Here is a 13,010-nt window from a genome sequence, read left to right as displayed (position 1 = left end):
TGCTCTCGTGCTTGCGTTTAGGCTTTACCAGTAAGGAACATTCCACCAGCATCTACACCTGAAGTTACATTTCTTACTTCGCGTAACAATTCATTCATGTAGAATCCCGGCTTAAGATTTGGCAAAGGCTTTTCTGTGCCAAAAACTTCAAACATGTATTCGTGATCTTTATCAGGAGGCTGAGGGCCGTTGTATCGCATAGTAATTGCTGAATCATTGCAACCAATAAATCTGCTTGCTTGCGAGTTACGACCTTGAAGAGCTTCCGGAATCATAGAAGTCATTGTGCGAGAAAAATCTTCCGGTATTTGTAAAGCGTGAGAATCATTAAAATCAAACATTAACGCTTCAACAGGCACGTTCGCGGCAGTCCAGTGAATCCATTCAAAACCGCATACCGGTATTGCATCGTCGTCAACAAAACGCCAATGCAAATAATGCACGAAAGATGGCATATTATCAACGTAAAATGGGAAAGAAACTACTGGAACTCCGCTGATCTTATTCTGCTCCGGCGCAGCTTTAGAATAATCATCCGGAATGGTAGTGAAATCTGTAGAAATATTCATAATTTAAGTATCTACCATTACACAACACTAATCAACTGCGCGAGTAACAAATAAACGCAAACGTTAGCGCAATCTAATTGTTCAAGCAGATCGTGGCACTCAAGCAAAAACAACACTAAGAAACAACGCTAACTGCATAATTTGACGGTCAATATAAAACGTGCGCCCAGAAAAATCTAAACTGGGCGCATTAACTAAAATGTAATTTTTTACTGTACTCTATTTATTTTGTAGCAGCCTCCTCATGAGTTTCAGCAGCCTTAGCTGCCACAGCTGCTTTCTTAGCAGCACGCTCTTGCTTCTTAATTCCTTCAATGAACTCAGCATGCTTTACTGCAGGAAGCCAGCCAGTGTTAACAACCTTAACCTGCCATACCCAAGCCAAGGCAAACAGAATAACAGCAACAATAATCAAGCTTATAGCACCAACGCCTGCACCGAGGTGAGCGAAGTTACCAACAACAGTGCCAACCCAACCAAAGTCAGCATCGCCGAAGGTGGAGTTTGCCAAGCCGAAGGAACCCATAACAGTAAGCAATACTGCTGGAAGGAATGTAATAATTAAACCGTTAATAAAACCACCGAGAATAGCACCACGGCGACCACCGGTTGCATTACCAAACACGCCTGCACCACCACCATCGAAGAAGTGAGGCACCATTCCTGGGAGAATCAATGCCAATCCCCAAGCTGGACCCATCCAAATTGCAATAAGTCCGAGAGCTACAAGACCTCCAACGAAGGAAGACAAGAAGCCAATAAGAGAAGCATTAGCACCGTATGGGAATACGATTGGAATATCCAATGCTGGACGAGCGCCTGGAACGACCTTGTTAGCAATGCCCTGGAATGCAGGAACCAATTCACCTAAAATGATACGAACACCATAAAGGATGACACTAACACCAATTCCAAATTGCAAAGCCTGAGCAAAAGCCGCCATGTAGAAGGCACTATAGTCCGTAGGGTGAGACGCGAAAATCTTGAAGAGTTCCTTTACTGGCAACACAACCGAAGCCCACACTGCGAATACCAAATACAGCACAACCATCAACAAAGTCGTGGAGACCATTGAATCACGCAAGAAGCTCAAACCCTTAGGGAAGTTAATATCTTCAGTAGACTTAGACTTCTTACCAACAGCAGCACCAACAGCACCAGAAACAATGTAGCTTAAAGAGTTAAAGTGACCAATCGAGAGCTTATCGCTACCAGTAATACGGTTCATAAAAGGCTGCGCAAAAGCTGGCAGAACAACCATAACCGTTGCCATAATGACAGAGCCGACAATAACAATAAGCAACTGGTTGCCTGCACCAAAACCAACGGAAAGAACTAGAGCCAAAAGCATAGACATAAACACCATGTGGTGACCAGTCAAGAATATGTACTTCAAAGGAGTAAAGCGTGCAGCAAGAAGCATAAGAACGAAGCTGAGCACAATAATGTATGCAGAAGTAGCACCGTACTGACCTGCAGCCTGAGCAGTAATAACCTCATTCGCAGGTACAACACCATGAGCACCAGTAGACTTCAAAACCAAGTCACCAAATGGAGCAAGTGCACCAACAACAACGCCAGCACCTGCACCCAAAATGAGGTAACCCATAGCAGCTTTTAAGCCGCCTGCAATCACTTGTCCTGCACTACGTTTGAGTGCGATAAGACCGATTGCCGCAATAATACCAATCAAATAAGCCGGCACATTCAAAATCTGCTGACTTATGAAATTTAAAACCTGAACTACAATGTTCATCTTATTTCCTTCTTTTTATTTAGAAAAAGCGAATAGCGCATGAAATAACAGCACGACTATGCCAAAGCAGTAAGCACGTAATCAGCATAATCAAACGTTTATTTGTTACACATAATTTATGCGTAACGCTCAAGCACACCCTTCACCTCTTCAACATCCATGAAATTTTCAATTGTTTCTACAGGAGTGGTAGTGCCCTCAAGCTCTGGAGCAAGCTGAGGAGAAGTGAGCACAAGATCATTCATATTCGCAGTACCTTTTGCACTTCCCGCATCGGAAGTAGTAACTGTAACATCAAGACCTAAGTCTGCTGCCGCAGCCTCAACATTGATTTTTAAAAGTACAGACGTGCCAATGCCGTTTCCGCATACACATAGAATATTCATAAATAACCTCTTTCGTTGAGTTGTATTTTTTTAATTTTGCAAAATTAATTAATTCTTTAGTATTTAACTTTTAAGAATTGCGCGAATTTCTTTAGCGTTTTTTGCTTGTGCAAGTTCTCTAGTCTTCACAGGATTAGACAAAGCTGCAGCAACCGCGGACATAACGCCAATATGCTCATTTTCATCGTGACCTGCAAGACCAATTACTAAAGAGACCGGATCGTTGGCAGTGTTACCAAATTTAACAGGCGTACTTAAACGAATCCAGCTCAAACCACTTTTTAACACTGCTTCCGACGGGCGCGAATGTGCCAAAGCCAAGCCTGGGGCAATAACAATATACGGGCCCATTTTCTCAACTGTTTCAATCATCTGATTCGTATATTCATCAGTAGTAAAGCCAGACTCCTTCAAAGCATTGCCTGCAAGACAAATAGCATCACGCCAATCCTTCGCTGCAATATCAAGGTTTACTGCAGAATCCGGGAGAAGCTCATCAATATCAGTACTCATATTTTCTCTTTTCTAAGCATGTTAATTATTCTTGATTATTTCTGATTGGTAATCGAATTTTTAATGTTTTTCGTAACGATCATATTTTGAATTACTCCCTTAGCTTATTCTTGCATGATTGAGTGGTAGAACTTTCCAGCTAAAGCATCATGAGCTTTAGCCTTAGCTTCATCAAATGTAGTTTGAGCAAGTTCTGCTCGAACATCGTCCAAAGCAACCGGCGTCATAGAAAGCGAGTTAATACCGAGACCTGTAAGAACAACCGCTAAGTCTGGGTCTGCTGCAGCTTCTCCACACACTCCGACTGGCATAGCATGTGCGTTACCAGCGTCTGCAATCATTTTGATCGCGCGCAACACTGCAGGGTGCCAAGCAGTTTGATAATTAGAAACAGACCCAAGGGTTCTATCTGCTGCAAGAGTGTATTGCGTCAAATCATTCGTTCCGATAGATACAAAATCAGCGACTTGAGCAACCTCCTCGGCAACAAGGGCGATAGAAGGCACCTCGGCCATAATGCCAACCTTTTTAAGACCTTTAGATTTACCAAGTTTTACAAAATATGCTGCTTCATGTTCGTCTGAAACCATTGGAGCCATCACCCATAAGTCAGCATTCGTCACAGCATCAGCACGAGATAATGCCTCCAGCTGACCATCTAGAACATCCATATGCTGTCTTAGAGTACGCAAACCTCGAAGTCCGAGGGCAGGATTTGGTTCATCTTCAGGAGTCAAGAATGGTAACGGCTTATCTGCTCCAGCATCAAGCAATCGAATAACAACTTTCTTGCCTTCAAACTGAGATAGTAACTCTGTATAAGATTCTGTTTGTTCTTCTATACTAGGCGGTTGCTCGTTACCAATAAACAGAAATTCCGTTCGGAATAGACCTACTCCTTCTGCTCCATACTCATGAGCAGTTACAGCATCTGAGGGCTTTCCTACATTTGCCAAAAGAGGAATCAAATGACCATCTTTTGTACTTCCAGGCAATCCACGCAATTCACGAGCGCGGCTTAAACGCTCACGAGACTCTTTAACATGCGCGATTTCTTCTTCACTAGGACTGCTTATAACATGACCATTAACGGCATCTACTACAACAATTTGATGATTCTTCAGCTGAGAGGCATCGTGTGCTCCAACAACAGCAACAATTCCACGAGCACGAGCAAGAATAGCAGTGTGACTTGTAGGACCACCATCAAGAGTGACAATTGCCTGAACCTTGCTTAAATCAAGTGAAGCTGTATCAGCAGGTGAAAGATCCTTAGCAACCAGTACAAAAGGCGAATCACTTTCCGGCACTCCAGGAGCTTCAACACCAATCAAAGATGCAATAACACGCTGGCCAACATCATGCAAATCTCCTGCACGCTCAGCCATGTAACCACCAAGATTACGCAACATGTCTTCAAATTGTGCGAACCCTTCCCAAGTGGCACGTTCAGCTGTTTTCCCCTTATCAATACCAGATTCAATTGCACTTATTAATGCTGGATCTATGGCCATCTGTGCAAGAGCTTGCATAATTGGTGCTGCCTTTCGAGTCCCCTCATCCTTTGCTTCAAGAGCCTCACTTGCACGATGGTTTAGGTCTTTATTTACTTCATTTAAAGCATTTTTAACAGCCTTTTTTGCATCCTCAGCCAACACACTAACAGCACGAGGAGAATCCTCTGGCTCATGCAAAGCAGGTGCCATACACAATACTTCACCATATGCCATCGAGCGCCCAATGCCAACACCAGTGATTACCATACTTAAAACCCTCCTTTAGGTTTAGAAACTTTATTACGGCCGCAACGCCGCATAAGCATTTCTTGTAGGTAAACGTTTCTTACTAATGAAACTATACACCATTAAAAATGTTGTTACAACAAGTGAAAACGTTTTCTGTATTTTTCAATTAATTATGCTACACTTAATGTTGAAAATAGCAAACAAAAAACCTTAAGAAAAAATATGGTTTGCTTTTATATGAAAAATAAAAAAATAAAAGCAGAATTTGTTAATTATTATTCAAAGGAGAAAAAATGGCAATTGCAACTCGTACTGTTACTATTGAAGACCCAGTTGGAATACATGCTCGCCCAGCGTCAGAATTTTCTCAAGCCGCAATGTCCTCAAATTGCATTGTAACGATTGCGAAAGGCGAAGGTGCCCCTGTAAGTGCGAATAGCATTCTTTCAATTATGGGATTGGGCATTACTAAAGGAGATTCAATCACAATTACCGTTGATGGTGAAGACGCTGAAAATGTAGCTAACAATCTTGTCGACGTAGTCACGAAAGGCGAATAATATAAATAAATAAGTGTACATAAACTGACAAATAAATAATATTCAATTTGCGGTGCTGTTTACCAATAATTACAGCACCGCACTTATTCGGGGGCAAATATGACAAATCAAACTAATCAAAACGCCTCCATAACTCATGTAGCAGCTCTTGCAAAAGTTTCAATTGCAACAGTATCTCGTGTACTTTCTGGTAGACGAGCCAAAGATGACGATATTGCAAAACGCGTAAGAAAAGCTGCAGAGCAGCTTAATTATTCAGTAAATTATGCAGCAAGCGCATTAAGAAGTGACACAACTAATACAATCGGCGTAGTAATAGGCACAAGCAACGTAGATGATTCATTCAGTGTAAATATGCTTTCTGCATTGGATGAAGCAGCTCATGAAATAGATAAAATACTTCTTGTTGGAACTGGAAAAGACGCAGAAGCTCAAGAAGAACGCATAGAAGAGCTTATCGGTCATAATGTTGACAGTCTTATTGTTATGCCATCTAACAATAGTGATTTAACAAAAACACTTGAAAACTACGTTGACAATCTTCCCATTGTGCAAATTGGTGGCACTACTACTTCATTCCACGTGAATTGGGTTGGCATGGATCAAGAATCAATGATGGAAGCCGCTTTGATACATCTTTCGCATCACGATGCCCATAATATTGCTTATTTAAGTGGAAATGTTGACTCCACACAAAGTGCAAACTTATTTGCCAATTTTCAGACTGCTGCAAGCCGATTAAGTTTACTTTCTGAGCCAGATTGGACAACTTTTGGAGAACTTACTTATCAACGTGGATTCAAGGATACAATGCGGCTTTTTTCTGATTCTACCGCTAAACAATCTCGCAAACCAGACGCTGTTATTTGCGCAAATGACGCTGTCGCACTTGGAGCACTTCTAGCTTTAGATGAGCTTTCTTTGCAAGTTCCGCAGGACGTTCTCGTAATAGGTTACGGAGATAGCAGACAGGCAGAAATATCTGAACCAAAGCTTTCTTCAATCCGTCCTCCGTATCAGCAAATTGCGCGCGAAGCAATCCGCCTAACCGCTGTTAACAAATCAGAGCAACATTGGTTACCTGCACATATGGAGTTTAGACCGGAAATCATGCGACGCGAATCAACAAATTCACCAAGAATAGGCACAAGCGATATGTCACTTCCGTGGAGGATATGATACTTTTGTATTTTATTGACTTTGCAAAAGTGAGCAAAATAGTGCTTCAAAAACAAGAGTTGCGTTACCATTTCTCGAAAGCCGACGACGAGTAGTAGCAATGCTGTCAACACAATCCAATGCACTACTTGCTGTCATGCTTTGTGCCAACTGGACAATTCTAGACTTGTATTCCTGATTTATAATCGGCGAAGACTTTTGCGCTTCGTTAATAACAACTAAAACATCTCTATACACGCTATCGATTGCGTCAAGAGAACGGCATAACACGTCACGACTTACACGAGTTACTTTACGTTTTATATCATCCTTTTTCCCAATTGCATTGTAGCTTGCGCGCAATTTGGGCGGAATGCGATCCTCATCGCCTAATCCGTTAATTCTACGAAATTCTTTTTGTTGAGCCTCAACATTTCGCTGAACCTCATCTTCTGCTTGTGATTTTGCATCGTCAATAAGCATTGCAGCAAGCATAATTGCGTCGGCAGCATCATGCATACGGAGCAATCCTGCAATAAGCTCATCTCGCCTACTTAAAGCACGCTCATCGCTTGCGTAGATAAAAGCAGTTGCTATATTTCCTTGAGAAAGCCTGGCTGCACGATTTGCTAGCTTATTATCCGCATCCGTTTTTTTAGTAAGATATTCTGCTATAGACTGCTCGTTTGGAGTAGCTAATTGCACAAGTTGCGTACGCGAACGAATTGTTGGAAGCACATCCATAACACTTGAAGCGCATAAAAGCCAAATCGTATGCTCGCTTGGCTCTTCAATCTCTTTAAGAAGAACGTTTGTGCTACGTTCCAACATTCTGTCAACATCTTCAATAATTATGATTCGCCAAGGAGCAGTGCTAGGCATCTGCTCAGAAATCCCAATTGCCTCGCGTACATCGTCAATACTAAGAGTTACGCCTTTTGTTGCAAGCGTATGCACATCAGGATGCGATCCTGCTAAAACTTCTTTGGCAGTTTTACTAAGCTCATTTTCGCCGCTAATTCCATCACTGCCTTCTCCATGATCCGGACTTTCGAGAGCTGCAGCGAAAGCGCGCGCAACTTGCGCACTACCGAAGCCAGCAGCTCCGCAAATCAGCCAAGATTGCGCTATTTTGCTAGCATCCGCACAAGCAATTTTTCGCAATCGCGAAACTACCTGTTCTTGCCCAATAACGCTATCCCACACACTCATCGCTTCACCCCCTGCATAGCTTCTTTACTTCTTCACTTTATAAAATTCGCCACTTTATTTAGTTTCAATTTCTTCAATTAAGTTATGTACGTCTTGCACAATAAGTTCAGATAATGATTTCGCTGAGAACGTTGCATCTAATACGCGATAACGATCTGCAGATTCCTGCGCCAAATCTAAAAATGCTTCTCTAGTGCGACGTGCGAAATCTATTCCAGCTGATTCCATGCGATCTTGCTCACGATGCAAACGCTTAAAAGCATCTTCCGGCTGCATATCTAGCAAATAAGTGCGATTAGGCCACAGCGAATCCGTTGCCCACTCACTTAAAGTTCGCACATCATCCATAGTCAATTCGCGACCGCCTGCTTGGTAAGCAAGCGAAGAATCAATATAACGATCCGTTATTACTACTGCACCACGGCTAAGTGCAGGGCGAATTACTTGCGCAACATGCTGTGCACGATCCGCAGCAAAAAGCAAAGCTTCTGTTCTGGCAGATACACTCGTGCCATGCAAGAGTATTTCGCGCAAAGTTTTACCCAACTGCGTACCGCCAGGCTCACGCGTCACTACAACTTCTCGCCCCGAAGATTGCAAATAATCCTTAAGAGCCTCAACTTGCGTAGTTTTGCCAACGCCATCAATGCCCTCAAAAGAAATAAATAAGCCTTTATTTGCATAAGATTGCTCACTTCTGCAGCCGCAGTTTCCTCCGCAAGCGCAGCCATCAGAGAAATCGTCATTCTTAGATGCCATATTTTTTGACTCCATATGCAAGGTTTATTTAATCTTTAGATTTCATTCCTATGCTTTTTTAGCGGTAGATTTCTTTGAAGTAGTCTTCTTTGTAGAAGTTTTCCTTGCGGTAGATTTTTTCGCAGTAGACTTCTTTTCAGAAGATTTTGCAGTGCTCTTAGTCGCGCGCTTTTTGCGTTTTACGGGACCTGCGGCACGCTTTTGCGCCAAAAGTGCAAATGCATCCTGCGGATCAATCGATTCAGGCGTATACTGCTTTGGCAAAGTGCGATTCGTTTCGCCATCAGTAATATAAGCTCCGTAGAAACCATCCTTAATCACTACTGGCTTCCCAGTTTCAGGATCTGCACCAAGCTCACGAAGAGGCGGCTTGGCGGCACCACGAGTACGCTTACCGTACTTTGGTTGCGCAAATAAATCTTTCGCTTCCTGCAAAGTAACAGTAAAAATAGCATCTTCACTAGAAAGAGATCGCGTATCCGGCTTAGATTCCACAGTTTCTCCAGCAGAAGTATCTACAGCAGAATATGTTTTAGTTAAATATGGACCGTAACGACCATTATTTGCTTCGATACGAGCTAGTTTTACAACACCTTCTGCGTCAACTTCTTCATATTCGCCAACAAAACGTGGCAAATTCAAAAGTTGCAACGCTTCTTGCAAAGTCAAAGTCGCTGGATCCATGGTTTTAAACAAAGAAGCCATTTTTGGACGAGCCTTAGAAGACTTAGAAGCCTTAGAAGATTTAGAATCTTCCGCATTATCCTGCTCTTCTACCAGTGCCACGTACGGCCCAAAACGACCATTGCGCACTTCTACATTCCCACCCGTTTCTGGATCTACTCCAAGCACACGTGGACCCTCAGCATTATTCTCAAGCAATTCTCGAGCAGCATCAACAGTTAACTCATCTGGAGCTAAAGTTTCTGGCAAAGAAGCATGACGAGGGTTGCCTTCAGCATCAAGATTCTTAATGTCTTCCAAGTAAGGACCATAGCGTCCAATACGCACATGCAAACCATCGCCAATGTCTATGGTATTTATTTCACGCGCATCAATTTCACCAAGCTCTGCAACCTGCTGTTGCAAACCAATATGAGCTTCATCAGCGGAATTAGCGGCACCTTCACCAGAACCGAAATAGAACCTAGTTAACCAATCGCGACCGGTTTCTTCACCGTGCGCAATTCTGTCCAAACCATTTTCCATATCAGCAGTAAACGCGTAATCAACATACTTCGGGAAATTCGCTTCCAAAAGCTTAATTACAGCAAAAGCAAGCCAAGAAGGAATTAACGCACGTCCACGCTCATACACGTATCCACGATCAATAATTGTGGAAATAATCGTTGCGTAAGTAGAAGGGCGGCCTATTTCCTTAGCTTCCAAAGTTTTAACTAAAGAAGCTTCAGTATATCTTGCAGGAGGCTGAGTTTCGTGAGAATCCGCACTAACACTTTTAGCTTCAAGAATATCCCCAGCTTGCATTTGAGGAAGCGCCTTATCGCTTTCACCTTCAGATGCATGTGCATTGCCAAAAACCTTCATAAAACCAGCAAAAGTAATTACTGTTCCAGAAGCTTGGAACAAAGCTTCTCCATATTCTCCAGCAGAAGCATTTAACTTAACAGTTGCTGTAAAACCTGTAGCATCAGCCATTTGTGACGCAAGGGTTCGTTGCCAAATAAGCGTATACAATTTCAGCTGATCCGCAGGTAATTTATCTGCAAGCTCGTCCGGACTTAAGAAACGCGCTCCAGCAGGGCGAATACATTCATGAGCTTCCTGCGCTCCTGCAGACGTAGTTGCATACTGCTTAGGAGATTGCGAAACATACTCGTCGCCAAACGCTGCACGAGCGGCACTACGAGCAGCTTCGATAGCTTCTTTGGAAAGCGTTACGGAATCCGTACGCATGTAAGTGATATAGCCGTTTTCGTATAAAGATTGCGCAGCTCGCATAGTTTGGCGAGAGCTCATTGAAAGTCGGTTTCCAGCAGTTTGCTGCAAAGTTGATGTAGTAAAAGGTGGCAAAGGACGACGATGATACGGCTTCGTTTCCATAGAGTCAACTACAAAATCTGAATTTTCAAGAGCTTTAGAAAGCTTAGATGCAAAATCAGCATCAACATGCAAAGCTTTTTGTGATTCATCTTTTGTAGAAACCAACTCACCTTTTGAATTGAAATCTTTAGAACCAGCCAGACGGCGACCAGAAAGCTCGCTCATACGCGCTTCAAAATCAACACTTTCACCATCTGAGCCTTTAGAACTTAAAATCGCGCTAATATCCCAGTAAGACGCCTTAGTAAACGCCATACGCTCGCGTTCACGCTCAACAATCAACCTAGTAGCAACAGACTGCACGCGTCCAGCAGAAAGACCAGGACCAACTTTTCTCCACAAAACAGGAGAAAGCTCATATCCATACAAACGGTCTAACACACGACGAGTTTCTTGCGCGTCAACCATATTGTCGTCAACATTTCGAGTATTACTGAGCGAGGCTTGAATTGCATCCTTAGTAATCTCATGAAACACCATGCGCTTTACTGGCACAGTTGGCTTCAATGCTTCTACCAAATGCCACGCAATAGCTTCACCTTCGCGATCCTCATCAGTTGCCAGATATAATTCGTCAGCTTTTGCGAGCGCAGACTTTAAATCGGAAACAGTTTTCTTTTTATCTGAGCCAACTACGTAATATGGCGCAAAACCATGATCGACATCTACACCAAACTTACCAAACGCCGCTTTGCGTGAGGCTGGAACTTGGCTTGGCTGAGCGAGATCGCGAATATGCCCAACTGAAGCCATGACGGTATATCCATTGCCTAAATACCCGCCAATTTTTCGCGCTTTCGTGGGAGACTCCACAATGACTAGCTTATTCTGTGCTGCCATATTCGCTCCTTTCCTAACACAATCGAACATATAATTCCGAACTATATGTTTCACGCTAACTGTATCGCAACTTAAGTTATACGTCTATTACATTCCACCTCGGTGGATAAAAGCAGATAGAGTAGACAATATTACTTAGAAGCAGATGGAGGCGTTGGCGGAGCGCCTACTAATCCAAGCCTACTCAACGGCGAAGCTGTAGAGTGACGCATTACCATAATTACGCCAAAAACAAGCAAAGACACGCCTATAATCAGCCAATAAGTTGCTACATAAGATACGCTTGCAGCCCATTGAGCAAAAATATCAACACCAGGAAGAATTTGCCATATTAAATAAAGTGCATACAAACACGCCAACACACCAATCGTAATCATAGAGCTTCCTACAATTTGAACGCTAATTGAGGAACGTCGATAAGCTGGCATATCCATTCCACTACTGCGAGTGCATGCGAGCATAATAAGCGTTACAGCACCAACGATAAGTAATGACATAAGAACGTCAGAAACTCTATGCCAATGTGCTGCAACCAAAGAAAGTTCCACAAGAATGCTTATAAAAGCTGCAACTACTGACGCCCATGCGCGCCAAACACGCGAAACTACACAAATAAGCAACGCACATGATGCAGTAATAAGTAGGGTATGACCTGAAGGTGCTGAATTTGCAGACAAATATTCAATACTTATAAGCATTGGGCGCGGAAGAATTTTTTTCAATGGTTCAGCAGCAGCCGAAAGAATAATAATTCCAGCACATTGACCAAGAAGCCACCAACGTTTACGAATACAAACTACTATGAGTGAAACAAGAGCAATTATTATGCCAGTAACTATAACAACCATAGAAACGCTTATAGGTCGCAAGCAAAATGCAAGCCAAGACGGCATACCATGAGAGCCAAATCCATCAATTACCATTTCTTCATAGCTTTGACCAAGTACTGTTTGCACACTAATAAACCATATGAACGCAGCAGAAGCCAGGAAAACAATTGCAATAGCAACACACCACAATATGGTAGATATTCGAGGACGCTTTACGAGCGGATCAAGCTGATCAATATCATCTGCATCCGATGAAGAATCTTCAAAAGATAACTGATTAGTTGAATACGACAAATCAGACAAATCAGACAAATCAGATTGACGTTTAGTTTGTTTCACAAACTGTTTTACAGACTGTTTAGAAGATTTCTCTTCAGTATTTTCTGGAAATAAAGGCGATATTTTTTCGTCATTATCCTCAGATGAGATTGGGGAAAATGGCGTAATCGTATTAATCGAATCCAAAGGATGCGAATAGTCACTACCTTCACTGTTGCGATTAATATCTTGCGAAGTTCCACCTACCGGCAGCGCATCACTTTCTCCAGCAGAATCATCATGCTGATTGTCAATGCTATTGGATTGAATTCCTGCAAATTCTTCACTCATACTTTAGAC

At 42.6% G+C, this 13,010-nt stretch carries 11 protein-coding genes; 2 read left to right on the top strand and 9 right to left on the bottom strand.

The window, feature by feature from the left end:
- Positions 1 to 17 precede the first annotated feature (17 nt).
- The 5 genes from HXT43_RS00615 to ptsP form a co-directional block, all read right to left on the bottom strand.
- The gene (locus tag HXT43_RS00615; RefSeq protein ID WP_004104740.1) at positions 18 to 569 is read right to left on the bottom strand and encodes a YbhB/YbcL family Raf kinase inhibitor-like protein; all 552 of its coding nucleotides are present in this window, start codon (positions 567 to 569) and stop codon (positions 18 to 20) included.
- Positions 570 to 792: 223 nt separating this feature from the next.
- A complete protein-coding gene (locus HXT43_RS00610; protein ID WP_421780992.1) occupies positions 793 to 2,325 on the bottom strand; it encodes a PTS ascorbate transporter subunit IIC in 1,533 nt (510 codons plus the stop codon).
- A 116-nt stretch (positions 2,326 to 2,441) separates the two neighbouring features.
- On the bottom strand, positions 2,442 to 2,711 hold the full coding sequence (locus HXT43_RS00605) for a PTS sugar transporter subunit IIB (protein ID WP_004104746.1): 270 nt from the start codon (positions 2,709 to 2,711) through the stop codon (positions 2,442 to 2,444).
- 63 nt (positions 2,712 to 2,774) lie between these two features.
- A complete protein-coding gene (locus tag HXT43_RS00600; RefSeq protein WP_004104748.1) occupies positions 2,775 to 3,224 on the bottom strand; it encodes a PTS sugar transporter subunit IIA in 450 nt (149 codons plus the stop codon).
- A gap of 104 nt (positions 3,225 to 3,328) precedes the next feature.
- Positions 3,329 to 4,987 (bottom strand): phosphoenolpyruvate--protein phosphotransferase, encoded by a 1,659-nt coding sequence (ptsP, locus tag HXT43_RS00595; RefSeq protein ID WP_064340721.1) that lies wholly within the window; start codon positions 4,985 to 4,987, stop codon positions 3,329 to 3,331.
- A gap of 275 nt (positions 4,988 to 5,262) precedes the next feature.
- Here ptsP and HXT43_RS00590 point away from each other — a divergent pair, with 275 nt between their 5' ends.
- Both HXT43_RS00590 and HXT43_RS00585 read left to right on the top strand, forming a co-directional pair.
- The gene (locus HXT43_RS00590) at positions 5,263 to 5,529 is read left to right on the top strand and encodes an HPr family phosphocarrier protein (RefSeq protein ID WP_004104751.1); all 267 of its coding nucleotides are present in this window, start codon (positions 5,263 to 5,265) and stop codon (positions 5,527 to 5,529) included.
- A 99-nt stretch (positions 5,530 to 5,628) separates the two neighbouring features.
- Entirely contained in the window at positions 5,629 to 6,708 is a 1,080-nt protein-coding gene (locus HXT43_RS00585) for a LacI family DNA-binding transcriptional regulator (RefSeq protein WP_101886200.1), read from the top strand.
- A 12-nt stretch (positions 6,709 to 6,720) separates the two neighbouring features.
- On the opposite strand, the gene HXT43_RS00580 is transcribed toward HXT43_RS00585, so the two are convergent.
- The 4 genes from HXT43_RS00580 to HXT43_RS00565 all read right to left on the bottom strand — a co-directional run bounded on the left by HXT43_RS00580 (position 6,721) and on the right by HXT43_RS00565 (position 13,001).
- Complete coding sequence (locus tag HXT43_RS00580) at positions 6,721 to 7,899, bottom strand: DNA polymerase III subunit delta' (protein WP_101891397.1); 1,179 nt, start codon at positions 7,897 to 7,899, stop codon at positions 6,721 to 6,723.
- A 54-nt stretch (positions 7,900 to 7,953) separates the two neighbouring features.
- Entirely contained in the window at positions 7,954 to 8,658 is a 705-nt protein-coding gene (gene tmk, locus HXT43_RS00575; protein WP_064340640.1) for a dTMP kinase, read from the bottom strand.
- A gap of 48 nt (positions 8,659 to 8,706) precedes the next feature.
- Entirely contained in the window at positions 8,707 to 11,562 is a 2,856-nt protein-coding gene (topA, locus tag HXT43_RS00570) for a type I DNA topoisomerase (protein WP_004104755.1), read from the bottom strand.
- Positions 11,563 to 11,693: 131 nt separating this feature from the next.
- On the bottom strand, positions 11,694 to 13,001 hold the full coding sequence (locus tag HXT43_RS00565; protein WP_116971479.1) for a phosphatase PAP2 family protein: 1,308 nt from the start codon (positions 12,999 to 13,001) through the stop codon (positions 11,694 to 11,696).
- Positions 13,002 to 13,010: the final 9 nt, after the last annotated feature.

The sequence above is a fragment of the Gardnerella sp. DNF01195 genome, assembly GCF_049244175.1.
GTDB lineage: Bacteria > Actinomycetota > Actinomycetes > Actinomycetales > Bifidobacteriaceae > Bifidobacterium > Bifidobacterium leopoldii.
This window is presented reverse-complemented; position numbering and strand designations above follow the sequence as displayed.